The 26,177-nt window shown below is 69.8% G+C and carries 17 protein-coding genes and 2 tRNA genes; 5 read left to right on the top strand and 14 right to left on the bottom strand.

Annotated features, from left to right (window positions below; translation table 11 throughout):
• Window positions 1–51: 51 nt before the first annotated feature.
• The gene (locus tag KUM49_RS28935) at window positions 52–4,182 is read left to right on the top strand and encodes a HAMP domain-containing protein (protein ID WP_217239914.1); all 4,131 of its coding nucleotides are present in this window, start codon (window positions 52–54) and stop codon (window positions 4,180–4,182) included.
• A 14-nt stretch (window positions 4,183–4,196) separates the two neighbouring features.
• Window positions 4,197–4,766 (top strand): two-component system response regulator, encoded by a 570-nt coding sequence (locus KUM49_RS28940; protein WP_217239915.1) that lies wholly within the window; start codon window positions 4,197–4,199, stop codon window positions 4,764–4,766.
• Between the two features lie 73 nt (window positions 4,767–4,839).
• Here KUM49_RS28940 and KUM49_RS28945 read toward each other — a convergent pair whose 3' ends face one another.
• Window positions 4,840–6,714: a long-chain fatty acid--CoA ligase gene (locus KUM49_RS28945; protein WP_217239916.1), complete on the bottom strand. Its 1,875-nt coding sequence runs from the start codon at window positions 6,712–6,714 to the stop codon at window positions 4,840–4,842.
• A 212-nt stretch (window positions 6,715–6,926) separates the two neighbouring features.
• Window positions 6,927–8,795, bottom strand: a complete 1,869-nt coding sequence (lepA, locus tag KUM49_RS28950) for a translation elongation factor 4 (RefSeq protein ID WP_217239917.1) — start codon at window positions 8,793–8,795, stop codon at window positions 6,927–6,929.
• A gap of 231 nt (window positions 8,796–9,026) precedes the next feature.
• Here lepA and rpsT point away from each other — a divergent pair, with 231 nt between their 5' ends.
• Complete coding sequence (rpsT, locus tag KUM49_RS28955; protein ID WP_053750780.1) at window positions 9,027–9,293, top strand: 30S ribosomal protein S20; 267 nt, start codon at window positions 9,027–9,029, stop codon at window positions 9,291–9,293.
• A gap of 202 nt (window positions 9,294–9,495) precedes the next feature.
• Here rpsT and KUM49_RS28960 read toward each other — a convergent pair whose 3' ends face one another.
• From KUM49_RS28960 to leuS, 9 genes are all read right to left on the bottom strand, one after another.
• The gene (locus tag KUM49_RS28960; RefSeq protein WP_217239918.1) at window positions 9,496–9,894 is read right to left on the bottom strand and encodes a nuclear transport factor 2 family protein; all 399 of its coding nucleotides are present in this window, start codon (window positions 9,892–9,894) and stop codon (window positions 9,496–9,498) included.
• Between the two features lie 177 nt (window positions 9,895–10,071).
• On the bottom strand, window positions 10,072–11,061 hold the full coding sequence (holA, locus tag KUM49_RS28965; RefSeq protein ID WP_217239919.1) for a DNA polymerase III subunit delta: 990 nt from the start codon (window positions 11,059–11,061) through the stop codon (window positions 10,072–10,074).
• 127 nt (window positions 11,062–11,188) lie between these two features.
• Window positions 11,189–11,434, bottom strand: a complete 246-nt coding sequence (locus KUM49_RS28970; protein WP_217239920.1) for a hypothetical protein — start codon at window positions 11,432–11,434, stop codon at window positions 11,189–11,191.
• Between the two features lie 85 nt (window positions 11,435–11,519).
• Entirely contained in the window at window positions 11,520–12,374 is an 855-nt protein-coding gene (locus tag KUM49_RS28975) for an arylamine N-acetyltransferase (protein WP_217239921.1), read from the bottom strand.
• A gap of 4 nt (window positions 12,375–12,378) precedes the next feature.
• Window positions 12,379–15,012: a ComEC/Rec2 family competence protein gene (locus tag KUM49_RS28980; RefSeq protein WP_217239922.1), complete on the bottom strand. Its 2,634-nt coding sequence runs from the start codon at window positions 15,010–15,012 to the stop codon at window positions 12,379–12,381.
• Window positions 15,009–15,764, bottom strand: coding sequence for a helix-hairpin-helix domain-containing protein (locus KUM49_RS28985; RefSeq protein WP_374200210.1), 756 nt, complete (start codon window positions 15,762–15,764; stop codon window positions 15,009–15,011). The genes KUM49_RS28980 and KUM49_RS28985 overlap by 4 nt, the downstream gene beginning before the upstream one ends.
• A gap of 1,122 nt (window positions 15,765–16,886) precedes the next feature.
• Window positions 16,887–17,732 (bottom strand): DegV family protein, encoded by an 846-nt coding sequence (locus KUM49_RS28990; RefSeq protein WP_217239923.1) that lies wholly within the window; start codon window positions 17,730–17,732, stop codon window positions 16,887–16,889.
• Between the two features lie 71 nt (window positions 17,733–17,803).
• Window positions 17,804–18,556 carry a hypothetical protein gene (locus tag KUM49_RS28995; protein ID WP_217239924.1) on the bottom strand — a complete coding sequence of 251 codons (753 nt, stop codon included), beginning with the start codon at window positions 18,554–18,556 and terminating at the stop codon, window positions 17,804–17,806.
• Between the two features lie 135 nt (window positions 18,557–18,691).
• Window positions 18,692–21,580 (bottom strand): leucine--tRNA ligase, encoded by a 2,889-nt coding sequence (gene leuS, locus KUM49_RS29000; protein WP_217239925.1) that lies wholly within the window; start codon window positions 21,578–21,580, stop codon window positions 18,692–18,694.
• Between the two features lie 450 nt (window positions 21,581–22,030).
• On the opposite strand from leuS, the gene KUM49_RS29005 reads away from it, so the two are divergent.
• Together KUM49_RS29005 and KUM49_RS29010 are read left to right on the top strand one after the other, a co-directional pair.
• A complete protein-coding gene (locus KUM49_RS29005; RefSeq protein WP_217239926.1) occupies window positions 22,031–23,317 on the top strand; it encodes a cytochrome b/b6 domain-containing protein in 1,287 nt (428 codons plus the stop codon).
• Complete coding sequence (locus tag KUM49_RS29010) at window positions 23,314–24,927, top strand: NADH-quinone oxidoreductase subunit NuoF family protein (protein WP_217239927.1); 1,614 nt, start codon at window positions 23,314–23,316, stop codon at window positions 24,925–24,927. The genes KUM49_RS29005 and KUM49_RS29010 overlap by 4 nt, the downstream gene beginning before the upstream one ends.
• Before the next feature lie 123 nt (window positions 24,928–25,050).
• Here KUM49_RS29010 and KUM49_RS29015 read toward each other — a convergent pair.
• The 3 genes from KUM49_RS29015 to KUM49_RS29025 all read right to left on the bottom strand — a co-directional run bounded on the left by KUM49_RS29015 (window position 25,051) and on the right by KUM49_RS29025 (window position 26,176).
• Window positions 25,051–25,123, bottom strand: a tRNA-Ala gene (locus tag KUM49_RS29015).
• A 133-nt stretch (window positions 25,124–25,256) separates the two neighbouring features.
• Window positions 25,257–25,490: a hypothetical protein gene (locus tag KUM49_RS29020; RefSeq protein WP_007492859.1), complete on the bottom strand. Its 234-nt coding sequence runs from the start codon at window positions 25,488–25,490 to the stop codon at window positions 25,257–25,259.
• A 613-nt stretch (window positions 25,491–26,103) separates the two neighbouring features.
• Window positions 26,104–26,176 (bottom strand) — tRNA-Ala (locus tag KUM49_RS29025).
• Window position 26,177 lies beyond the last annotated feature (1 nt).

A 26,177-nucleotide genomic window follows, 5' to 3' on the forward strand; every position in this document is an offset into this window, starting at 1 on the left:
AGTGACAGACTGGCCCCGCCCATAAGCGCCGAGTTACCGAAGTGGGCCGCCATGAGTGAGAACAGTGCTACACGTGTGCTCGAACAGGAGCACAAAGATGGCCTGATTCGAGCATCGGATCTGCGTCCTCTGCTCGCCGCGATGACGGCGGCCCGGGACGGTGACTTCTCGAAGGTGCCGGAATCGGGCCACGGCCTGGTGGCGGAACTGACCGCCGTCTTCAACCAGATCATGGACCGCAGCACCCACTTCAACACGGAGGTGCAGCGGGTGAAACGGGAGTTGGTGCGGTACGGCCGGCTCGACGAACGCCTCTCGGCCAGCCCGGGCCAGGGCGCCTGGGCCTCCCGCGTCAACGACGTGAACCAGGTGCTCGACGCCCTGGTCGCCCCGGCGGCCAACGCCACGCGCGTACTGGACGCGGTGGCCGGCGGCGACCTGACCCAGCGGGTCGATCTGCACGACGGCAGCAGGCAGTTGCGCGGTGATCTGCGCCGGCTCGGCCGGGCCGTGAACAAGATGGTCGACCAGCTGTCCCTGTTCACCGGCGAGGTGACCCGGGTGGCGCGCGAGGTCGGCACCGAGGGGCGGCTCGGCGGGCGGGCCAAGGTGACGAGCCTGTCCGGGAGTTGGCGGGACGTGACCGAGGCGGTCAACACCATGGCATCCCGGCTGACCGCCCAGGTCCGTGACATCGCGCTCGTGACCACGGCGGTGGCCCGCGGTGACCTGACCCGCACGGTCACCGTCGAGGCGACCGGCGAGCTGCTCGAACTGAAGCTGACCGTGAACACGATGGTCGACCAGCTGTCGGCCTTCGCCGACGAGGTCACCCGGGTGGCCCGCGAGGTCGGCACCGAGGGCCAGCTGGGCGGGCGGGCCCAGGTGCGGGGCGTGTCCGGGGTCTGGAAGGACCTCACCGACAACGTCAACTTCATGGCCTCGAACCTGACCTCCCAGGTCCGCAACATCGCCCAGGTCACCACCGCCGTCGCCAACGGCGACCTGAGCCAGAAGATCACGGTGGACGCGCAGGGCGAGATCCTGGAGCTGAAGTCCACGATCAACACCATGGTCGACCAGCTCTCCGCCTTCGCCGACGAGGTCACCCGCGTCGCCCGCGAGGTCGGCACCGAAGGCAACCTCGGGGGCCGGGCCCAGGTCAGGGGCGTCTCCGGCGTCTGGAAGGACCTCACCGACAACGTCAACTTCATGGCGGACAACCTGACCTCCCAGGTCCGCAACATCGCCCTGGTCTCCACCGCCGTGGCCCAGGGCGACCTCGGCAAGAAGATCACGGTCGAGGCGAAGGGCGAGATCCTGGAGCTGAAGTCCACGATCAACACCATGGTCGACCAGCTCTCCGCCTTCGCCGACGAGGTCACCCGCGTCGCCCGCGAGGTCGGCACCGAAGGCAACCTCGGCGGTCAGGCCCAGGTCAGGGGCGTCAGCGGGGTCTGGAAGGACCTCACCGACAACGTCAACTTCATGGCGCTGAACCTGACCTCCCAGGTGCGGAACATCGCCCAGGTCACCACCGCCGTCGCCAACGGCGACCTGTCCAAGAAGATCACGGTCGACGCGCGCGGCGAGATCCTGGAACTGAAGGACACCGTCAACACGATGGTGGAGCAGTTGCGGGCCTTCGCCGACGAGGTTACCCGCGTGGCCCGCGAGGTCGGCACCGACGGCCGGCTCGGCGGCCGGGCGCAGGTGCTGGGCGTCTCCGGCGTCTGGCGGGATCTGACCGACAACGTCAACTACATGGCCGACAACCTCACTTCGCAGGTGCGGAACATCGCCCAGGTGGCGACGGCCGTGGCGCAGGGCGACCTGTCGAAGAAGATCGACGTGGACGCGCGCGGCGAGATCCTGGAGCTGAAGACGACCATCAACACGATGGTCGACACCCTGTCCTCCTTCTCCTCCGAGGTGACCCGCGTGGCCCGCGAGGTCGGCTCCGAGGGCCAACTCGGCGGCCAGGCACGGGTAGAGGGCGTCTACGGCACCTGGAAGCGCCTGACGACGAACGTGAACGAGCTCGCGCTGAACCTGACCACCCAGGTCCGCGCGATCGCCGAGGTGGCCTCGGCGGTGGCCCAGGGCGACATGTCCCGGTCGATCACCGTGGAGACGCAGGGCGAGGTCACCGAGCTGAAGGACAACATCAACCTGATGGTGGCCAACCTCCGCGAGACAACCCGCGCGAAGGACTGGCTGGAGTCCAACCTGGCCCGCCTGGCCGCCCTGATGCAGGGCCACCGCGACCTGATGGAGGTCGCCGACCTGATCCTGCGCGAGCTGACCCCGCTGGTGAACGCCCAGTACGGCGCGTTCTTCCTGGCCGACCCCGACGAGGACGGCACCTCTCTGCACACGGCGGTTCCGGCGAAGGGGCTCGCGTTCATCGCCGGGTACGGCTCGGCGCAGAGCGCGACCGTCGACACGGGAGCCATGCCGGTCCACGGTCTCGTCCGCCAGGCCGCGCGGGAGAAGAAGCGGATCCTGGTGGAGGAGGCCCCGCCGGACTACATCAAGATCAACAGCGGGCTCGGTGAAGCCGCCCCGGCGAGCGTCGTCATCATCCCGATCCTCTTCGAGGACAAGCTCCTCGGCGTGATCGAGCTGGCCTCCTTCTCCCGCTTCTCCGACGTCCACCTGGCCTTCTTCGACCAGTTCGTGAACACCATCGGCGTCGCCATCAACACCATCATCGCCAACTCCCGCACGGAGTCCCTGCTCGGCGAGTCCCAGCGCCTGGCCATGCAGCTCCAGGAACGCTCCGACGAACTCCAGAAACAGCAGGCGGAGTTGCAGCGCTCCAACGCCGAACTGGAGGAGAAGGCGGCCCTGCTGGCCACGTCCTCGCAGTACAAGTCGGAGTTCCTGGCGAACATGTCGCACGAACTGCGCACGCCGCTCAACTCGTTGCTGATCCTGGCGCGCCTGCTGTCCGACAACCCGGACGGCCGTCTCTCCGACCAGGAAGTGCAGTTCGCGACGACGATCCACCGCTCGGGCTCCGACCTCCTCCAGCTGATCAACGACATCCTCGACCTGTCGAAGATCGAGGCCGGCCGGATGGACGTACGCCCGAAGAGGCTCCCCCTCATCAAGCTGCTCGACTACGTCCACGCCACGTTCCGCCCCCTCACCATCGACCGGGGGCTCGCCTTCGAGGTGGCGGTCGGGGAGGACGTACCGCGGGAGATGTACTCGGACGAGCAGCGCCTCCAGCAGATCCTGCGCAACCTGCTCTCCAACGCGATCAAGTTCACCGCCACGGGCCGGGTCGAGCTGCGCGTGAACCGTATGAAGGACCCCGAGCACCACTACGTCCGCGACAGTGACGACGTGATCGCCTTCGCGGTCTCCGACACCGGCATCGGCATCGCCCGCGAGAAACTCCCCGTGATCTTCGAGGCGTTCCAGCAGGCCGACGGCACGACGAACCGCAAGTACGGCGGCACCGGCCTGGGGCTGTCCATCAGCCGGGAGATCGCGGGCCTGCTGGGCGGCCGTATCGTCGCCGAGAGCGAGCCCGGCAAGGGGTCCACCTTCACGCTGTACGTCCCCGTCATCAGCCCCGGCCACTCGGCGACCGGCCCGGCCCCGGAGGACCGGCCCGTGCCGGTGCCGGACGAGCTGTCCACCGAGCTCTTCCCCACCACCCACGAGCCGGAGGACTCCTGGCCCGCGCCCGTCAAGCTGGAGGCGTGGAAGGCGGGGCGTGCGGGGCAGGTCCTGGCCGGGCGCAGGGTGCTGATCGTCGACGACGACATCCGCAACGTCTTCGCCCTCACCCATGTCCTGGGCCGGGTCGGCATGCCCGTCCTCTACGCCGAGAACGGCCGCGAGGGCATCGAGACGCTGGAACGCAACCCGGACGTCCAACTCGTCCTGATGGACATCATGATGCCGGAGATGGACGGCTACGAGACCATCGCCGCCATCCGCCGCACCCCACGCTGGACCGGCCTGCCCATCGTCGCCCTCACCGCGAAGGCGATGCCGGGAGACCGCGAGAAGTCCATCGCGCGGGGCGCCAACGACTACGTACCCAAGCCGGTGGACGTCGACCAGCTGCTGACCGTCGTCTGCGCACTCCTGGACCCCGAGAGCGTGGCGGACGAGGAGCACGCCGATGCCGAGGAGGCCGCGGTCCCGCCGACGGACGACTGAATGAGGCCAGTCACATGAGCGCTGAGGCAACAACCGGTGAGCGCGCCGGCATCCTCCTGGTCGACGACATGGAGGACAACCTGATCGCGCTGGAGGCCGTCCTGAGGTCCCTCAACGAACCGCTCTTCCGCGCGCGTTCGGGCGAGGAGGCGATGAAGGCACTGCTCCGACGGCGGTTCGCGCTCGTCCTGCTCGACGTGCGCATGCCGGGCATGGACGGTTTCGAGACCGCCGCGAACATCAAGCGGCTCGACCAGACCAAGGACGTCCCGATCATCTTCCTGACCGGCGCGGAGGACGACTCCGGCTACGCCTTCCGCGGCTACGCGACGGGAGCGGCCGACTACCTGACCAAGCCGTTCGACCCGTGGGTGCTGCGCGCCAAGGTCACGGTGTTCCTGGAACTGGACCGCAAGAACCGGCAGTTGGAACGGCTGCTGGCCCAGGAACAGGCCGACGACGGAGAGTTGGACAGCCGGCTGGCGGCCCTGGAGAAGCAGCTGACGGGCACACCGGACGTTCCTGCCCTGCGCACACAGGTCAGGGAGCTACGGCAGCTGGTGAACAGGGGACGCGTGTCCTGACGTCCAGGGGCGCGGGGAACCGCCCGACAACCACGAACCGCCCGCAGCCGCCGAACAGTCCCCCGCCCCTCACTCACGCTTCGCGCGACCCCGCGTACATCTCGTCGATCAGGTGCTTGTACTCCCGCTCGACGACCGGTCGCTTCAGCTTCAGGCTCGGCGTGATCTCACCGTGCTCGATGTCGAGATCCCGCGGCAGCAACCGGAACTTCTTGATGGTCTGCCACCGCTGCAGCCCCTCGTTGAGCTGCGCCACGTATCCCTCGACCATCGAGACCGTCACCGGCGCGGCGACCACCTCCGCGTACGGCTTCCCCTCCAGCCCGTTCTCCTTCGCCCAGTCGAGGATCGAGACCTCGTCCAGCGCGATGAGCGCCGTGCAGAAGTTCCGGTCGGCCCCGTGGACCAGGATGTTGGAGACGTACGGGCACACCGCCTTGAACTGCCCCTCGACCTCGGCGGGCGCGATGTACTTACCGCCGGAAGTCTTGATGAGGTCCTTCTTGCGGTCGGTGATCCGCAGGTACCCGTCGGGCGACAGCTCGCCGATGTCACCGGTGTGGAACCAGCCGTCCGACTCCAGGACCTCGGCGGTCTTCTCGGGCAGCCCGTGGTAGCCCTCCATGATGCCGGGGCCGCGCAGCAGGATCTCGCCGTCGTCCGCGATGCGCACCTCCGTGCCGGGCAGCGGCTTGCCGACCGTGCCGGTGCGGTAGGCCTCACCGGGGTTCACGAAGGAGGCGGCCGACGACTCCGTGAGGCCGTAGCCCTCGAGGATGTGGATGCCGGCGCCGGAGAAGAAGTAGCCGATCTCGGGCGCGAGCGCGGCCGAGCCGGAGACACAGGCACGCAGGTTGCCGCCGAAGGCCTCGCGGATCTTGGCGTACACCAGCGCGTCCGCGACCTTGTGCTTGGCGGAGAGTCCGAAGGGCGCCGACGCCGTGCCGGTGCGCCGGAAGTTGTCCTGGGTGACCTTGGCGTACTCGCGGGCGACCTCGGCGGCCCACTGGAAGATCTTGTACTTGGCGCCGCCGCCCGCCCGGGCCTTCGCGGCGACCCCGTTGTAGACCTTCTCGAAGATGCGCGGGACGGCCGCCATGTACGTCGGCTGGACGACCGGCAGGTTCTCGATGATCTTGTCGACGCGGCCGTCGACGGCGGTGACGTGCCCGACCTCGATCTGTCCCGAGGTGAGCACCTTGCCGAAGACGTGGGCGAGCGGCAGCCACAGGTACTGCACGTCGTCGGCGCTGATCAGCCCGGTCGCGGCGGTCGCCTTCGCCATGTACGACCAGTTGCCGTGCGGCAGGCGGACACCCTTGGGGCGGCCGGTGGTGCCGGAGGTGTAGATGAGGGTGGCGAGCTGGTCCTTGGTGATCGCGCCGACCTTCTCCTTGATCAGGTCGGGGTTCTTCTCCAGGTACGCGGCACCGCGCTGCTCCAGCTCGGCGAGCGTGAGCACCCAGTCGCCGGTCTCGGCCCCGGCCGGGTCGATCACCACGACATGGGTGAGGTCGGGCAGCTCGGCGCGCTTCTCCCGCGCCTTGGCGAGCTGCTCGGCGTTCTCCGCGAACAGGACCTTGCTCCCGGAGTCCGCGAGGATGAACGCGGACTCGTCGGCGTTGGTCTGCGGATAGACCGTGGTCGTGGCGGCACCGGCGCACAGGATGCCCAGGTCCGCGAGGATCCACTCGACCCGCGTCGAGGAGGAGAGGGCGACCCGCTGCTCCGGCTGCACACCGAGCTCGATCAGCCCGGCGGCGATGGCGAAGACCCGCTCGGCGGTCTGCCCCCAGCTCAGCGACTTCCAGTCGTCCGGCCCCTGGCCGGAGGCCGGAGGTACGGGGTAGCGGTACGCCTCGGCGTCCGGTGTGGCCGCCACGCGCTCCAGGAAAACGGCCGCCACGGTCGGCGGACGGTTCTCGATCAGTGTCTGTGTGTCGCTCACGACATCCTCCGGGGCCCGCGGCTGCGCGGCTGGCTCATTGCGGCTGTTGTTTAACTCACGAGTAACTACCGAGCAGGGATCAGAGTAAAGCGCGACCGGCCGGTGCGTAAGGGGCCGCGGCCTGTCACTTCCTACAGAGAGCGACACTACGCACGCGTAGGGGCCTGCCCCGTGAACACGCGGCAGGCCCCCAGTCTCGCGGTAAAGGACGACTACTTCTTGCCCTTGCCGGAACCCGCGTTCTCGTCGCTGGACAGAACGGCGATGAAGGCCTCCTGCGGAACCTCCACGGAACCGACCATCTTCATCCGCTTCTTGCCTTCCTTCTGCTTCTCCAGCAGCTTCCGCTTACGGGAGATGTCACCGCCGTAGCACTTGGCGAGGACGTCCTTGCGGATGGCGCGGATGGTCTCGCGGGCGATCACCCGGGAGCCGATGGCGGCCTGGATGGGAATCTCGAAGGCCTGGCGCGGGATCAGCTCACGCAACTTGGCGACGAGCCGTACGCCATACGCGTACGCGGCGTCCTTGTGGGTGACGGCGGAGAAGGCGTCGACCCGGTCGCCGTGGAGCAGGATGTCGACCTTCACCAGCTGGGCGTCCTGCTCGCCGGTGGGCTCGTAGTCCAGCGAGGCGTAACCGCGGGTCTTGGACTTCAGCTGATCGAAGAAGTCGAAGACGATCTCGGCGAGCGGGAGCGTGTAGCGGATCTCGACGCGGTCCTCGGAGAGGTAGTCCATGCCGAGGAGGGTGCCGCGGCGGGTCTGGCACAGCTCCATGATCGAACCGATGAACTCGCTCGGCGCGAGGATCGTGGCCCGGACGACCGGCTCGAAGACCTTGTCGATCTTGCCCTCGGGGAACTCGCTCGGGTTGGTGACCGTGTGCTCCTTCCCGTCCTCCATGATCACGCGGTAGACCACGTTGGGCGCGGTGGCGATGAGTTCGAGGTTGAACTCGCGCTCCAGGCGCTCACGGATGACGTCGAGGTGCAGCAGGCCGAGGAAGCCGACGCGGAAGCCGAAGCCGAGCGCCGCGGAGGTCTCCGGCTCGTAGACCAGGGCGGCGTCGTTGAGCTGGAGCTTGTCCAGCGCCTCGCGCAGGTCCGGGTAGTCCGAGCCGTCCAGCGGATAGAGACCGGAGAACACCATCGGCTTGGGGTCCTTGTACCCGCCGAGGGCCTCGGTGGCGCCCTTGTCCTTGCTGGTGATGGTGTCACCGACCTTGGACTGACGGACGTCCTTCACGCCGGTGATGATGTAGCCCACCTCGCCGACGCCGATGCCGTCGGCCGGCGTCATCTCGGGGGACGAGACGCCGATCTCGAGGAGCTCGTGGGTGGCGCCGGTCGACATCATCTTGATGCGCTCGCGCTTGTTGAGCTGGCCGTCGATGACACGGACGTAGGTGACCACGCCCCGGTAGGAGTCGTAGACCGAGTCGAAGATCATCGCGCGGGCGGGGGCGTCCTTGACGCCCACCGGGGCCGGTACGTCACGGACCACCCGGTCCAGCAGCGCGTCCACACCGATGCCGGTCTTCGCCGAGACCTTGAGCACGTCGTCCGGGTCGCAGCCGATGAGGTTGGCGAGCTCCTCGGAGAACTTCTCCGGCTGGGCGGCCGGCAGGTCGATCTTGTTCAGCACCGGGACGATGGTGAGCTCGTTCTCCATCGCCAGGTAGAGGTTGGCGAGGGTCTGGGCCTCGATACCCTGGGCGGCGTCGACGAGAAGCACGGTGCCCTCGCAGGCCGCGAGCGACCGCGAGACCTCGTAGGTGAAGTCGACGTGCCCCGGGGTGTCGATCATGTTGAGGATGTGCGTGTTGGTCTTGTCATGGGTGGGAGCCCATGGCAGACGCACGGCCTGTGACTTGATCGTGATGCCGCGCTCACGCTCGATGTCCATGCGGTCGAGGTACTGAGCACGCATCTGCCGTTGCTCGACCACACCGGTCAGCTGGAGCATCCGGTCGGCGAGCGTGGACTTGCCGTGGTCGATGTGCGCGATGATGCAAAAGTTGCGGAGCAGCGCCGGGTCGGTACGGCTCGGCTCGGGCACATGGCTGGGGATCGCGGGCACGCAGGGTCCTGATTCTTGAGGCGTCCGCAGTGTCTGCGGTCTCGGGTCGGATCGATACGTAGCCTCCATGGTCCCACGGGCCGGGACCGGCGACCGGTTTGGGCCACTCGGACGCCCGCTGGTAGTCTGGGTGGCTGTGTCTCCTGCCCTCTCAGCACGAGACACGACTTCTGGAAAATCATCGGTGCGGGACCCGTGCGGCTCCGTGCCTGAACCTGTAGAGGCTCATCAGTGGCGAACATCAAGTCCCAGATCAAGCGGATCAAGACCAACGAGAAGGCCCGGCTGCGCAACAAGGCCGTCAAGTCCTCCCTGAAGACCGCGATCCGCAAGGCCCGCGAGGCCGCTGCCGCGGGTGACGTCGAGAAGGCCACCGAGTACCAGCGCGCGGCTGCGCGTCAGCTCGACAAGGCCGTCTCCAAGGGCGTCATCCACAAGAACCAGGCCGCCAACAAGAAGTCGGCGCTGGCGTCGAAGGTCGCGACCCTCAAGGGCTGAACCCCTTCTTTGATCTGACCGCCGGAGGGAATCGAGCGGGCCCTCTCATCCGCTCCCGTCCGGCACCCCGAGTCTGTGCGCGACCTGCGTTCGCCACGCGGGCACGGACTCACCCCTCTTTGTACCGAAGGCCCCGCCGCCGCCCTTCCCCAGGGCGACGGCGGGGCCTTCGGTATGGCATGCCCGCGCGGCCGGCAGGCAGTCACGACCAGAATGCGTCGCCCTTCTCCATGTCTTCGACGCACTCGTCGAGGTCGGTCATCTTGTCTCCGACGATCCGGAAGACGATGCCCCCGCGTTCGTCGATGTGCTTGTCGCCCCGGTCGGCGGTGAAGCGGTGCACGGAGACGGCGTGCCCGCGGCCATCGACGAACACGTTGAGCAACTCGACACGGAACGACCCGTCCGTCTCCGAGTAGAGCCGGCCGTAGTACCCGTCGAAGATCGAGTCGACTCCCTTGTAGTCCCCCGAGAGCGGGTGGGAACCGGGTACATGGTGGGTGCAGTCCCCGGTCATCATGCCGCGCAGAGTATCCATGTCCCCACGCTGGAAGGCCTCGTAGCCCTTGCGGACGAGCATGGCGTGCGGGTGTTCAGCCACGGCGATCGCCACCTTTCCTGATCCGGCGATGGACGGCTGATACGCACGATTCTCCTCCTGTGGGAGGGAAGAGCTACTTGATCAGACCGGTCCTCCGGAGCACGCCGTCGCCGTCCTCTGACCTGTGACAGCCCTCCGGGATAAAGCCCGTCCTCCGGACCGTGCCCGTCCTCCGGATCACGTCCGTCCTCTGGACCGCGCCGCCCGCGCGATCGCTACGACCGCCTTCTCCAGGGCGTACTCGGGGTCGTCCCCGCCGCCCTTCACCCCGGCGTCGGCCTCGGCCACGGCCCGCAGCGCGAAGGCCACCCCGTCCGGCGTCCACCCCCGCATCTGCTGCCGCACCCGGTCGATCTTCCACGGCGGCATCCCGAGTTCCCGCGCGAGATCGGCCGGACGGCCTCCTCGTGCTGAGGACAGCTTGCCGATGGCCCGCACGCCCTGCGCCAACGCACTGGTGATCAACACCGGCGCGACCCCCGTCGCCAGCGACCACCTGAGCGCCTCCAGCGCCTCGGCGACCCGCCCCTCCACCGCCCGGTCCGCGACCGTGAAGCTCGACGCCTCGGCCCGCCCGGTGTAGTACCGCCCGACAACGGCCTCGTCGATGGTCCCCTCGACATCGGCGGCGAGCTGCGACACGGCGGACGCCAGCTCCCGCAGATCACTCCCGATCGAGTCCACGAGCGCCTGACAGGCCTCGGGCGTCGCCGACCGCCCGATCGCCCGGAACTCCCCCCGCACGAACGCCAGCCGGTCCGCCGGCTTCGTCATCTTCGGGCACGCCACCTCCCGCGCCCCCACCTTGCGCGCGGCATCCAGCAGCCCTTTGCCCTTGGCCCCGCCCGCGTGCAGCAGCACAAGCGTGATCTCCTCGGCGGGCGCCCCGAGATACGCCTTCACGTCCTTGATCGTGTCGGCCGACAGATCCTGCGCATTGCGTACGACGACAACCTTCCGCTCCGCGAAGAGCGACGGGCTGGTCAACTCCGCCAGCGTCCCGGGCTGCAACTGGTCCGACGTCAGGTCCCGCACGTCCGTATCCGCATCCGCCGCCCTGGCAGCCACCACCACCTCCCGCACAGCACGGTCGAGCAGCAGCTCCTCCTGGCCGACGGCAAGCGTCACGGCGGCGAGAGGGTCGTCTTCAGCAGTCTTCCTGGCCATCGCGTACAGCATGGCACGGGCCACTGACAGCGGAGCCGTCCGTTGAGGCCGCGGGCATCGTGCCGCTGGGGCGATGGGGGTCGGTCCCCCCATCAGTCCCCGGCCCTGCTCCACCCATGCCTCGGGGCTACGGCTCCTCCCGCCACCCGTCCCACTCCCCCGCGAACTCGTCCAGCTCGCGAGGATCCAACCGCTCCCCGTCATCCCGCAGCACCACCAGCCACTGCGCGTCTTCCGCATCGTCCTCCCCGGCCAGCGCATCCCGCACAAGCCGCGGCTCCTCGTCGACCGCGAACCGCTCCCGCAGCGCCTCGGCCACCTCCTCCGCCGCATCCCGGTCGGGCAGCACCAGCACATGTCTCACATCACTCACGGAGCCATTGTCAGGCACCCTGCCCGGCCGAACTGAGCCTCCCTCCCCTGCCCGCCCCCGCCCGCCGCCCCCCTCCCGGCAAGAATCACCCGCTCCGGTCGGCACTCCGCACCACCGGCACACGGTCGAGCTCGACGCCGAACCGCTCCCGATACACCTCCAGCACCTCCTCGTCCGTCTCCAGCCCACACTCCTTCCGCGTCCCGTCGCTCCCCGTCACCTTGAAGCGACGCCCGCTGAGCGTGATCCGTCCCCCGTCCTCCGTGACCCGCGAGCAGACGAGCGACCGCGTGAAGTGCGACCGGGGTGAGGTGCTGTGCCACCAGGCCCCGACCACGAAGTCCCCGAGCTCCCGAGGCCGCACCTCCAACCGGTATTCAGCCCTGCCGTCCATGACGACGTCCAGATCCGCCGCCCCCGCCGCCCGAACCCCGGCCGCGTCCGGCCCCGCCTCGACGATCCGGAACGTGCCACCGGGATCCTCCTGCTCCCCCCGCGCCCCGAACGCCAGCGGATAGTGACTGTGCGCCCCGAACCCGACGTCGGCCAGCCACTCACGCCCGTCCACGGTCCGCACCCGCAGCGCGACATGGTCGTACGGAATCCCGAGCCGCCCCTCCTCCCCGTACACCCGCGCCGCGAGCAGCGTGACATCGAACCCGACCGCGGTGAGCAACAGCCCGAACACTCCGTTGAGTTCGTAACAGAACCCTCCCCTCCGCGCGCCCACCACCTTGTCCAGCAGCCGCTTCTCCTCCAGCACGATCTCCTCCCCGAGATGGACCGACAGGTTCTCGAAGGGCACGTTCTGCAGATGGCGCAGGTGCAGATCGCGCAGCACGCCGATGGTGGCGCTCGGGACGCCGTCCGCGCCGGCGGGCCACGCCGACCGTTCGATTCCCAGGCGGCGAAGGTAGGCATCAACCTGTGCGGAGTTCATGACCTCAGTCTCGCGCCACCCGAAGCTCCCCGGAGCCCGTACCCGTACCCCCCGCTACTGCGACAGCCCCGTCCCGGTCGGTCCGCAGCACCACCGCACCTCCCGCCCGCAGCGCCGCGACCGTGCTGGGAGCAGGGTGTCCGTACGGGTTGTCGGCACCGCAAGAGATGAGCGCCAGCCGCGGGGCCACCCGGCGTATCAGCTCCGGGTCCTGGTACGCAGAGCCGTGGTGGGCGACCTTGAGCACGTCCATCCCGCCCAGCCGCGCACCCGCCGGGGACCTCAACAGCGCCTGCTGTGCCGGAGGTTCGAGGTCCCCGAGGAGCAGGAACCGCAGTCCGGCCGATCTGACGAGCAGGGCCACGCTCGCGTCGTTCGGCCCCTCCGGCTCCGGCACCGGGCTCGGCGGCGGCCACAGCACCTCCCAGGACAGCGCCCCGGTCCGCCGCCGCTCCCCGGCCATGCCACGGGTCACGGGGATACGCCGCGCCGCCGCCTCCCTCCGTACGAACTCGGCCTGGTCCACCGGCTCTTCGTAGCCGGTCGTCTCGATCGCCCCGACGGACCGTCCGCGCAGTACTCCGGGCAGTCCCGCCACATGGTCGGCGTGGAAGTGGGTCAGCACGACCAGCGGGATCCTGGTGATGCCGAGCGCTCGCAGACAGTGGTCGACGAGTGCCGGATCGGGGCCCGCGTCCACGACCACGCCCGTGCCCTCGCCCGCCGCGAGCACCGTCGCGTCGCCCTGCCCCACGTCGCACATCGCCAGCCGCCAACCCGGCGGCGGCCAGCCCGTGATCACCCGGGTCAGCGGCGGCGGCTGCACGACGGCCAGCAGGGCCAGCAGCGCGCAGGCAGCGCACAGCCAGGGATGTCCCAGCAGTCGCCGGCCTGTGAGCAGGACGGCCACCGTGACGAGGAGGAGCAGCGCCGCCCCACCCCAGGTGTCCGGCCAGTCCACTCCTGCGCCGGGCAGCGCCGCGCCCGTACGGGCGATCTCCGCGATCCACTCCGTCGGCCAACTGGCGCACCAGGCGAGTGCCTTCGCCACCGGCATCACCACGGGCGCCGTGGCCAGCGCGGCGAAGCCCAGCACTGTGGCCGGCGCGACCGCGAACTCCACGAGGATGTTGCACGGCACCGCCACCAGGCTGACCCGCGCCGACAGTACGGCGACGACCGGCGCGCACAGGGCCTGCGCGGCTGCCGCGGCTGCCAGCGCCTCCGCCAGTCTCGGCGGAACCCGGCGCCGTCGCAGGGCGAGGCTCCAGCGGGGTGCCAGCGTGAGCAGCGCGCCGGTGGCCAGGACGGAGAGCAGGAAGCCGTAACTCCGGGCCAGCCACGGGTCGTACAGCACCAGCAGCAGGACGGCCGTCGCCAGCGCCGGGATCAGCGACCGGCGGCGTCCGGTCGCGAGCGCGAGCAGCGCGACGGCTCCGCAGGCAGCAGCCCTCAGCACACTCGGGTCCGGCCTGCACACGACGACGAACACAAGGGTGAGCACCCCGCCCAGCAGTGCGGTCGTCCGGAGCGAGATGCCCAGACGGGGCGCGAGTCCGCGGCGCTCGGCGAGCTGGGCCAGGCCGGGCGGGCCGACGAGCAGGGCGAGGATGATCGTGAGGTTGCTCCCGGAAACGGCCAGGATGTGTGCGAGGTCGGTCTCCTTGAAGGCCTCGTCCAGTTCCGGGGTGATCCGCGCGGTGTCCCCGACGACCAGCCCCGGCAACAGCGCCCGCGCGTCCGCCGACAGCCCGTCCGTGGCCTCCCGCAGCCCCGCGCGCAGCCGGCCCGCGAACCGCTGTGCCCTCGAAGGCTCCCGCACCACCTCCGGCGCGGCCCGGCCCCGCACCCGCAGCACGGCCGCGACCCGGTCGCCGCCCACCACGGCGGGCGCCAGCCGCGCGGTCACCCGCAGCCGCGTGGACGGCAACAGCCCGAGCCACGGCGACCGGCCCGGCCCGTCCGCGGAGGCCCGCCCGCCCGACGCCCCGCCCCACGGTCGGCCGGCCCCCGAACCCACATCGACGATCATCAGCACCGGTGTGCGCGTCGCCACCACCGACCCATGCGCCACCTCGACGCGTCGTACCTCGCCGTTGAGCAGCACAGAGACCGGCGCCGCGTGGTTTCCCCTGATCCGGGGCCGGGTGAGCCGGGGATCGGAGGTCACCTCGACCTCGGCGGTCGCCGTGGCGTACTGCCGTGCCAGCGCGGGCACCGGCCCCCGCCGCAGATCGGCCCCGTGGAGCCCGGCGGACACGGCTGCCGCTCCGACGCAGAGCAGCACGGCGGCGACCGAGGCACGGGGCCAGGTGGCGCGCGCGGGCCGGGCGCGCGCCCGCCCGGACACCAGGAGTACACCGGCTGCCACGAGACACCCCACCGTGAGGGCGGTGACCCAGCGCCCTGAGGCGTTCAGCGTCAGCGCGGCCGTCGCCCAGGCCGCGAGAGCGGGCGGTACGAGCCGTAGATCCGTCGGTCCTTCCTGTCGGGGGTGAGCGTCTCCCAGCCGTCTCCCGGAGGCCGTGTGGACGGCGGAGGTGCGGCCGGGGCTGGGTTCACGACCGGAACGGGGTTCGCGGCCGGGGCCGGCATCCGCTGTGTCGTGCTCGGTCGGCACGTGGGGGGCCTGCCTCATGGCCGTACGAGATTCCGCAGATCGGCGAAGCGGCGGTCGCCGATGCCGTTGACCTCACGCAGTTCGTCCACCGAACGGAAGCCCCCGTGCTGGGTGCGGTAGTCGATGATGTGCTGCGCCAGCACCGGGCCGACGCCCGGCAGCGTGTCGAGCTGGTCCGCGGTGGCCGTGTTGAGGGAGACAGGGGCAGCCGGCGCAGCTCCCCCCACCGAGCCGACCGAACCGGACGGGCCCCCCACACCCGTACCTCCGGTACCTCCCGAGCCAGGCATCGCGACGGCTGGAGCGCCGACGATCACCTGTTCTCCGTCCACGAGGAACCGGGCACGGTTGAGACCGTCGGTGTTCGTACCGGGACGCACCCCACCGGCCGCGCGCAACGCGTCGGCGACCCGCGAACCGGCCGGCAGCCGGTGGATGCCCGGCTCACGAACCTTGCCGCCGACGTCCACGACGATCTCGACCCCCGCCGTCCCCACGGCGTTCGGCGCACCGGTCGAGGCGGTCGGCTCCGCCTGTTCGCCGCGGTGCTGTCCCCCTTCGTACGGAGCCGCCGCGCGCACCACCTCGGGCGCCCGAACGGACTCGGTCCGGCCCGCCCAGAAGTGCTGCACGGCGAAGACCGCGGCGACCACGAGCAACACGGAGAGCGCGAGCACGCTCCGTCGCTCCAGACCACACCTCGTCTGCACCCACACCGGCATCCGCTCCCGCAGAGCAAGCCCGGCCCACACCCGCCGCCGCCCCACCACGCCGAGCCCCGCCTCAAGGCCGGCCTCACCGCTCCTGACTGCCTCAACGGCCTCAACCGCCCCGACAGCCAAACCAGCCGATCCACCCACTCCCACCGAGCCGACCGATCCGACCAGTCCGGCCGATTCCACCGAGCCGAGCGATCCCACCGGTCCGGCCGGTCCGACTGGTGCGACTGGTGCGACTGATGCGACTGGTGCGACTGGTGCGACTGGTCCAGCCGACCCGGGCGAAGCCACCGGTCCGACGGCTCCACCGTCTTCGGCGACAGCATGGGCGAGGCCCTCGGGGAACCGCCCGACCTGCCCAACCGGGCCGACCAGCCCAGCCGATCCACATGTTCCACCTGACCCACCCGGCCTACATGGTTCACCGGACCTACCGGGCCCACCAGACCAAGCGAACCCACACGGCTCGGTCAATCCGACGCCCGCATCTCCCCCACACGCCGAACTCCCCGACCCCACACCATCCGCCAGAGTCTCCACTCCCCCAGCCACATCATCGCGAGACCCCACCCGACCGCCGAGGCCATCCCCGTCCAGCCGCTCACCGGCCACCCGCTCCCCGTCCACGCCGACACTCGACGCAGCCGGGCTCGGACCCGTACTCCCGACAGCCGAGCTCGCACCCGTACTCCCGTCGCCACCGTCCGCAGCCCGCATTCCACCGCCCGCAGCCCGCGCTCCACCGCCCGAGCCCCCCGCTTCACCATCCACGTCTCCCGCCCCACCCCCCGGCGGACTCTTCCCCGACTCCCGCCACTCCCCCGCGCGTTCGGCGAACAACGCCTCGGCGCGCCGCCGGAGTTCGTCCGCGGAGGCGTGCCGGTGGTGGGCACGGCCGCTGCGGGCGGGTGCCCGGCGGTGGCGGGTGCGCCCGTCGGAGGAGGGGCCGCGTCCGGGCCCGCTGGTGGGATTCGCTGTGCGTGAGCGTGATCGAAGTGCCATGCGCCGAGGATCGGTCACACCGACCCTGCCGCGATGATCTTGGTCAATTCCCGGGGACTACCGCCGGGTTGTGGAAAACTCCGTCACCCTCACGAGCGACAACGCTTCGCCGGCCGGCACTTCTCTCCGCACCTCTCCACACCGCGCGCCAAGAAGCGCGGCTCGCCGGCCTCAACGCGGCGAGACCACAACCCCCAACAACCCGGGTCCCGTATGCGCCCCGATCACCGCACCGACCTCGCTCACATGCAGATCGGCCAGCCCCTGTACCCTCACCCGCAGCCGGTCCGCCAACGCCGACGCCCGCTCGGGGGCGGCGAGATGGTGCACGGCGATGTCGACCTTGGCGCTGCCGGCCCGGTCCGCCACGATCTCCTCGAGGCGGGCGATGGCCTTGGACGCCGTCCGCACCTTCTCCAGGGGCTCGATCCGGCCGCCCTGGAGCTGCAGCAACGGCTTCACCGCAAGCGCGGAACCGAAGAGGGCCTGCGCGGCGCCGATCCGGCCGCCGCGACGCAGATAGTCGAGGGTGTCGACGTAGAAGTAGGCGGAGGTGCCCGCGGCCCGCTTCTCCGCAGCCGTGACGGCCTCGTCCACCGTGCCGCCCGACTCCGCGACCTCGGCCGCGGCGAGCGCGCAGAACCCGAGGGCCATGGCGATCATCCCGGTGTCCACCACCCGCACCGGAACCGGAGCCTCGCGCGCCGCCATGACCGCCGCGTCGTACGTGCCGGAGAGTTCGGCGGACAGGTGCAGGGAGACAATGCCGGTGGCGCCGGCCTCGGCGACCTTGCGGTAGGTCTCCGCGAACACCTGGGGGCTCGGCCGCGAGGTGGTGACGGAGCGCCGCTTCTGCAGTGCCTGGGCCAGGGAACGGGTCGAGATCTCGGTGCCCTCTTCGAGCGCCCGGTCGCCGAGAACCACGGTCAGCGGCACCGCGGTGATGCCGTGGCGCTCCATCGTCCGCGGCGGCAGGTAGGCCGTTGAATCGGTGACGATCGCGACATGGCGGGACATGAGCTGGAGGTTACCTGGCGTAGCGCCCCGGCGGCAGCCCGGGCACTCTCACCTGGGTGCCCGTGTCCGGATCAAGTCGTGGTCTCGGGGCGGGTCTTCTTCTGCCAGGGGTACGTCGGGCGCGCACTCGGCGGGGTGATGGCGGGCCGTGTGGGCTCCTCGGCGGTGCGTGCCTGAGGCGTGTCGGTCCAGGTCTGCTGGGGAGTGTCGCCGGCGTCGGCAGCGGCCGGGGCCTCCGGCCACGGGGGCGGCCGTGTGGCCGAGCCGGGGCTGGGTTCCGTGGTCGTCCAGTGCCGCAGGGCGCCGGCCTCGACGTCGATCTGCGTGCTCAGCGAGTCCAGGTCGTCGTCGGCGAAGCGCCGGGCCCGGTCGCGGGCCGCCCAGCGCAGCGAGTCCGCCGACTGGGTGATCCGCTTGGTGCGCTCGCGCAGGTCGGGCATCCGCTCGCCGAGCGTGGACTTGTCGGGCTCGGACTCCAGGCGCCTGAGCTCGGCGTCCAGTTCGTGCCCGTGCGCGCTGAGCCGCTCGAAGAGGCCGAGGGACTCCTTGAGGGACTCGTCCTCGGCCACGCCCGCGTGCAGCGCTTCCTGGGTGGCGCGCATCGACGTGCGCAGCTTGAGCCGCAGTTGGGCGATCTCGCCGGACGGGCCGAGGTGGGCGAAGGACTTGGCGCGCAGGGTGTGGTCCTCGACCGTACGGCGGGCCTGGGTGATGGTGCGGTCCACTCCGCGCTTGGCGGCACCGACCACCTTCACCGTGGCGTAGGCACCGAGCACCACAAAGAGCACGAAAAGCAGGGCGACTACTGCGATCACTGCTTCCACCAGCTCCTCCTCCGACCGACGGCACGCTCCGCGCCGCTCCTCAACGGTAAACGCTGCGGGCAGGCCCTGAGTTCCAGAAGAACCCCGAACCTGCCCGTAGGGGACTACCCCGAGTAGCGGCCGGCGCCGCCGTGGCTACGCCGGAACGATGTTCACCAGTTTCGGCGCCCGCACGATCACCTTGCGGATACCCGCGCCGTCCAGCGCCGCCACGACCTTCTCGTCGGCCAGCGCGACCTTCTCCAGCTCGTCGTCGGAGATCGACGGGGAGACCTCCAGCCGTGCCTTGACCTTGCCCTTGATCTGCACGACGCAGGTCACACTCTCGTCCACGGCGTAGGCCGGGTCGGCGACCGGGAAGTCCTGGTGGACGACCGAGTCGGTGTGTCCCAGCCTGCGCCACAGCTCCTCGGCGATGTGCGGGGCCAGCGGCGCGACCAGCAGCACCAGCTGCTCGGCGACGGGGCGCGGCACGGCGCCGCCCGCCTTGGTCAGGTGGTTGTTCAGCTCGGTGACCTTGGCGATGGCGGTGTTGAACCGCATGCCCTCCAGGTCCTGGCGCACCCCGTCGATCGCCTTGTGCAGGGCACGCAGCGTGTCCTCGTCGGGCTCGGTGTCGGCCACCGACAGGGAGCCGGTCGTCTCGTCGACGACGTTGCGCCACAGCCGCTGCAGCAGCCGGAACTGGCCCACCACCGCGCGCGTGTCCCACGGCCGGGACACGTCCAGCGGGCCCATAGCCATCTCGTACAGGCGCAGGGTGTCCGCGCCGTACTCCGCGCAGATCTCGTCCGGAGTGACGGCGTTCTTCAGGGACTTGCCCATCTTGCCCAGCAGCCGGGAGACCTTCTCGCCCTGGTAGTAGTACGCGCCGTCGCGCTCCTCCACCTCGGCGGCGGGCACCGCGATGCCACGGCTGTCGCGGTAGACGTAGGCCTGGATCATGCCCTGGTTGAACAGTTTGTGGAACGGCTCGGCCGAGGAGACGTGCCCCAGGTCGTGCAGCACCTTGGACCAGAAGCGCGCGTACAGCAGGTGCAGTACGGCGTGCTCGGCGCCGCCGACGTACAGGTCGACGCCGCCGTGCGGCTGGCCCTCGCGGGGGCCCATCCAGTACTGCTCGATCTCCGGGTCGACCAGCTTCCGGTCGTTGTGCGGGTCCAGGTAACGCAGCTCGTACCAGCAGGAACCGGCCCAGTTGGGCATGGTGTTGGTCTCACGGCGGTACGGGCGGGGGCCGCGTCCGTCACCCAGGTCCAGGGTGACGTTGACCCAGTCCTCGTTGCGCGACAGGGGGGTCTCGGGCTCCGTGTCGGCGTCGTCAGCGTCGAAGGTGCGCGGCGAGTAGTCCTCGACCTCCGGCAGCTCCAGCGGCAGCATCGACTCGGGCAGGGAGTGGGCGATGCCGTCCTCGTCGTAGACGATCGGGAAGGGCTCGCCCCAGTAGCGCTGCCGGCTGAACAGCCAGTCGCGCAGCCGGAAGTTGACGGTGCCCTCGCCGACGCCCTTGGACTCCAGCCACTCGATGATGCGCGCCTTGGCGTCGGCGACGCCCAGGCCGTCCAGCGAGACCTCGTCGTTGGCGGAGTTGATGATCTTCGCGTCGTACGACGCGAAGGCGTCCTCCCACGTGGAGGTGTCGGTGCCGCGGCCGTCGGTCGGCTCGACGATGCAGTGGATCGGCAGCTCGAAGGCGCGCGCGAACTCGAAGTCGCGCTGGTCGCCCGCGGGTACGGCCATGATCGCGCCGGTGCCGTAGCCCATCAGCACGTAGTCGGCGATGAAGACCGGGACCTGCTCGCCGTTGACCGGGTTGGTCGCGTACGCGCCGATGAAGACACCGGTCTTGTCCTTGGCCTCGGCCTGCCGCTCGACGTCGGACTTGGAGGCGGCCTGCGCGCGGTACGCGGCAACAGCCTCGGCCGGGGTCGCGTGGCCGCCGGTCCACACCTGGTGCGTGCCCTCGGGCCAGGCGTCGGGCGTGAACTTCTCGACAAGCGGGTGCTCGGGCGCCAGCACCATGTAGGTCGTGCCGAACAGGGTGTCCGGGCGCGTGGTGAAGACCGTGATGCGCTCGCCGTCGATCGGGAAGTCGACGCGGGCGCCCTCGGAGCGGCCGATCCAGTTGCGCTGTTGCAGCTTGATGGCCTCGGGCCAGTCCAGCGCGTCCAGGTCGTCCAGCAGCCGGTCGGCATAAGCGGTGATCCGCATGTTCCACTGGCGCAGCTTGGCCTTGAAGACGGGGAAGTTGCCGCGCTCGGAGCGGCCGTCGGCGGTGACCTCCTCGTTGGCCAGCACGGTGCCCAGCCCGGGGCACCAGTTGACCGGCGCGTCGGAGGCGTACGCCAGGCGGAACTCGCTCAGGACGTCGGCGCGCTCGGTGTCGCTCAGCTCCTGCCACGCGCGCGTGTGCCCCGGTACGGCACGCTCACCGGTCTCGAACCGGGCGATCAGCTCGGAGATGGGGCGGGCCCTGTCGGCCTCGTCGTCGTACCAGGAATTGAAGATCTGCAGGAAGATCCACTGGGTCCACTTGTAGTAGTCCGGGTCGATCGTGGCGAACGACCGGCGGTTGTCGTGGCCCAGACCCAGCCGGCGCAGCTGGACCTTCATGTTCTCGATGTTGGCCTCGGTGGACACGCGCGGGTGCGTGCCGGTCTGCACGGCGTACTGCTCCGCGGGCAGGCCGAAGGCGTCGAACCCCAGGGTGTGCAGGACGTTGTGGCCGGTCATCCGGTGGAAGCGGGCGAAGACGTCGGTCGCGATGTAGCCCAGGGGGTGACCGACGTGCAGGCCCGCACCGGACGGATAGGGGAACATGTCCATGAGAAACTTCTTGGGCCTGGCCGCCATCTCCGGGTCGTCGGCCAGGTCACCGCTCGGGTTCGGCGCCTCGTAGGTGCCCTCGGCGTCCCAGAAGTCCTGCCAGCGTGCCTCGATGTCGGCCGCCATGGCGGCCGTGTAGCGGTGCGGCGCTGTTTCCGCCGACATGGCAGCGGTGGCAGCGGGGTTCGTCTCGCTCATGGTCCTCAAAGCTCCATCGATCGTCTCTGCCAGCGGCGGTGACATCCAAGAAACGAAAAATCCCCTCGCACAGGAGGGGACGCCGCGCCGATTCCGACCATCCGATTCGCCCGGTGGTCGGGACTGATCAGCGCGGCTCGCTAAGCAGAAGGCGTACGGCACGCATGGCGTTAGGGTACCGCAGCCGTTGAGCACGATGCGACGCGCTTACGTATGCCTCATTGGCACCGGGTGCCGCTCCTCACAGATTGCGTCCAGCACACCGAAGACACTCGACACCAAGGAACCCACGCCAAAGGTTACTTCGCGTAACAGCCACTAAGGGACATCACAACGGCCACATTGTCGTTTGATAACAACGCAATAACTCAAACCTCGTACCCATCGGTATGGAGCCACTTAGAGTGCGGCAGCGGGACCGCTTTCCCGAAACTGCTCGGAGTTGCCCCCATGAACCCTCGTCGTAGTAACAGCTCACTCCCCCAGCCGGGCCGGTCGGCCTATGGGGCTGCGTCGGCTGCCTTCCTGCTCTTCCTACCCGTGTTCGTGCTGGTCGGAGGTGACAGGGTCCGGGACTTCCTGAATTTCGGCGCGGGCGTCCTGTGCCTCGTCTCGCTCAGCTGCTCGGTGATCTGGGGCCTGGTCGCCCAGGACCGGGTTTTCCTGAACACGCGCCAACGGATCATCGGACAGGCGGTGCACCGGACGACCGCGGTCGCCTCGATCGCGTTCCTGCTGTTGCACATCACCACCAAGATCGCACTCGACCACACGAGTCTGATCTCGGCGCTGATCCCCTTCTCGCTCGGCATCACCGGAAGCGCCGGCCTGATCGGCCTCGGCTCCCTCGCCGGCCTGCTCATGATCTTCGTGGGCATCACCGGCGCCATGCGCAGCGCCTTCGCCTCCCCCGCGCCGGTGGCGGCCCGCTGGCGTGCCATGCACATGCTGGCCTACCCGGCCTGGTGCGCGGCACTCATCCACGGCCTCTACGCGGGTCGCACGGCGAAACCGATCTTCGTCATCCTGTACGGCCTCTCCCTGCTCGGCGTCACCGCCGCTCTGGCCCTGCGCGCGGCTCCGCGTCCGGTCAAGCGCAGGGTCGCCGACAGGATCACCGCGGTTCTGGGGGCCGGCGAGGAGCGGCCCGGCCGCGACGAGCTCGACGCCAGCCGGGCCAGGATGGCGGAGACCGGCGCGCTGCCCGGCTACGAGAACCAGCGCGGGAACCGCTCCCGGCCCGGCATGTCCCCCCGGTTCGACGCGTCCACGGGCGCCCCCGCGTCCCCGGAGCCCGCCAACGGCTTCGCGGCCGCCTACCGTGCCGTGTCGACGCCACGCCAGCGGCAGCCCTACGCCGACCAGACCGCACGCATGGACCTGCCGATGGACATGCAGCCCACGGAGGCGATCCCGCGCGTCGACAACGGCGGCAGCACGTCGGGCAGCTGGCCGATCCCGTCCCCGCCGCCGGTCGGCGAGGCACCCCCGTCCGCCTACGACCCGCTCCAGGACACGGGATACAACATCCCCGCCTATGGAAATCAGGGCACGGGCCAGTACGGCACGAGTGACGTGTACGACACCGGTGAGTCGAACACCTTCTACGGCACGTACAACCCGAACGACACGTACAACAGCGGTCCCGCCACTGAAACACTGCCCGGTGCTTCGTACGACTTCGACGCACCGGGTTCGGGCGAACCTTGGAACACGCCTTCCGGAGGCTTTAAGTGAACGAGGCCCTGCCCGACGTCCCAGAAGTCCGCGTGGTCGGCCTTCCCCAGCTCACGTCGGGCTTCGACCTTGTGGAAAGGCTCGATCTGCCCATGCACCTGAAGGTGCACGGGCCGCTCGAACCCATGGGTGGAGAGCAGCTCGCGAAGCTCTCGGAGGCCATCAACCTGAAGGGCCGCGGCGGCGCGGGCTTCCCCTTCCACAAGAAGCTGCGCTCGGTCGCCGAATCGGCGATCAAGCGCGGCGTACGGCCGGTCGTCGTCGTCAACGGCAGCGAGGACGAGCCGGCCTGCCGCAAGGACACGGTGCTCATCAACCGTGCCCCGCACCTCATCCTGGACGGCGCGCTGCTGGTCGCGGAGGCCCTGGGTGCCCGCACGCTCGTGGTGGGGGTGACACGTGAGTCCACGCAGCGCTCCATGGAGGCCGCCCTCGCCGAACGCGGCCTCAGCAACGGCCGTCGATCGGCGCTACGCGCGCGCGTGCAGCGCAATCCCGTCCGCATGGTCACCGGAGCGGCGGCGTCGCTGATCCGCTCCATCGACGGCGGCCCGGCGATCCCGCCCGGCCGCAAGGTCAGCGCCTCCCAGACCGGCGTGGGCGGAGCACCCACTCTGCTGTCGAACGCGGAGACCTTCGCGCAGCTCGCCATCGCCGCCCGCATCGGCCCGGAGCGCTACGGCAACACCGGCCTGTACGACGAGCCGGGCACCGTCATGCTCACGGTCTCCGGCGCGGTCGCCCGCCCCATGGTCATCGAGGTCCCCACGGGCGTGCCGCTGCGCTATGTCCTCCAGCTCGCCGGCGCCCCGCCGGTCCCGCAGGGCGTGCTGACCGGCGGCTACCACGGCAAGTGGATCGACGCGGCGACGGTCAACGAGGCGATCGTCTCCCGCAACTCCCTGGACGCGGTGGGCGGTTCCCTCGGCGCCGGCGCGATCCTGCCGATCAGTCAGGAGACCTGCCCGCTGGGCGAGTCGCTGCGCGTGGCGCAGTGGCTCGCCGAGGAGAGCGCGGGACAGTGCGGTCCCTGCTACCTCGGGCTGCCCGCCGCCGCGCGCGGCATGGAGGACATCATCAACGGCGGCGGCCCGGCCGCCCTCGAGGCCCTCAAGCAGGTCGCCAAGAACGTGAAGCGGCGCGGGGCGTGTTCGCACCCCGACGGGTCCGCGATGTTCCTGGAGTCGACGATCAAGGCGTTCACGGACGACCTGGCCGCGCACGTCCTGGGGAACGGCTGCGGAAGGCCCGTGGAGGGCGTTCTGCCGCTCTTCGAGGGCGGCCAGACGCCCACGGGCATCCCCGGCGGCAGCGAGTCCGAGGAGAACGGCCCCAGCCGCCAGAAGATCTACGTCGACTGGACGCTGTGCCGGGGCCACGGCCTGTGCGCCGACATCCTCCCGGAGGTCTTCGAGCTGGGCGCCGACGGCTTCCCGACCGTCGCGCAGGCCCAGGTGCCGCGCTATGCGGAGGCTAAGGCGCTGCGGGCCGTGCGGCGCTGCCCGGCGCTTGCCCTGCGCCTCGAGGAGGACACCCGCTCGCAGGGTGCGACCCGCAACAACCTCCCGGTCCTCTCCCAGGGCCGCGGCCGCCGCGCCCTGGGCCGCTGAACACACTCCGGCGGGCTGCCCTTGAGGGCGGCCCGCCGTTCTCCTGCCATCGGCAGACGCAGACGTACCCCCACACACGCCGAAGGCGGGTCATCCTCTCGGATGACCCGCCTTCGATTGCTGTGGAGCTAAGGAGAATTGAACTCCTGACCTCCTGCATGCCATGCAGGCGCTCTACCAACTGAGCTATAGCCCCTCGCGGTCATGCGAAGAAACCGCCTGTTGACCGCGCCGCCCGGTTTCCCCGGCGGCGACGCCAACTTTACCGGCCGACCGGGTGGAGCACCAAATCGGTTCCGTTCTGTCCGGATACGGGAGTTGATGTCGCCTCACGCGGTGACGAACGAATAGAACCGTTTGAGCGTGCAGTGCTCTTCGAGGAGCCGCCCGTAGATCGGCTCACCCTCCAGTTCGCGGTACGTCTCGATCGGATCGCCTTTTATGATCAGCGCCCGCGCGCACTCCTCGCACCAGTACTGGTACTCGGAGTTGACCGGCTCCATGTCACGGACGATCGGCGTACCGCTGCCGCACCAGTCGCACTTTCGCCTGTGTGCACCCATCGATCAGCTCCAGCTGTGGCCGCAGGCCGTGCACACGTAGGAGATCCCGCCGTTGTCCCCCAGGACCTGGGCGACGTGGACGGAACCACAGGAAGGGCAGCTGAGGCGGGTGACCGTATCCCGTGTCGATGCTGCTTCGCGGAGGTGGCCGACCTCCGTGAGGATGCTCGCAGGCATCACTACTCCCTCCCGTCGGGCCGCGCCCCCTTCCGGCCGTTTGATTCTGCCACGGCCGGACCAATACGGTCAGCGACGCCTCAGTACCAGTCCGGACACGGCACCCGCCGCGGCGGTCCCGGCCGGCGCGAAACTGCACGCCAAAGCGTTTCCGCAGAGGTATACGCCTCCAAGCCCCCAAGTGACTCAAGCCGATTCAAGAACAGTGTGCCGGGTTCTCGGGCCCCACCCCAGCGGCGTCCGCGGGAGCGTCCGGCCGAGGGCGAGCGCGAGCCCGTCCGCCCCGCACCGGCGAAGGCGACGTACAGCGGCACACCGCTCTCGCCACCGCCCCGGCCACCACCCGAGGGGACGGCCCGGCACACGACCGAGGACGGTATAAAAGAAATCCCGCCCCAACGGGACGGGATCTTCACCAAGCGATCTTCGAGAACTGTGGAGCTAAGGAGAATTGAACTCCTGACCTCCTGCATGCCATGCAGGCGCTCTACCAACTGAGCTATAGCCCCT

It is taken from the genome of Streptomyces sp. AC555_RSS877, assembly GCF_019049245.1.
GTDB lineage: Bacteria > Actinomycetota > Actinomycetes > Streptomycetales > Streptomycetaceae > Streptomyces.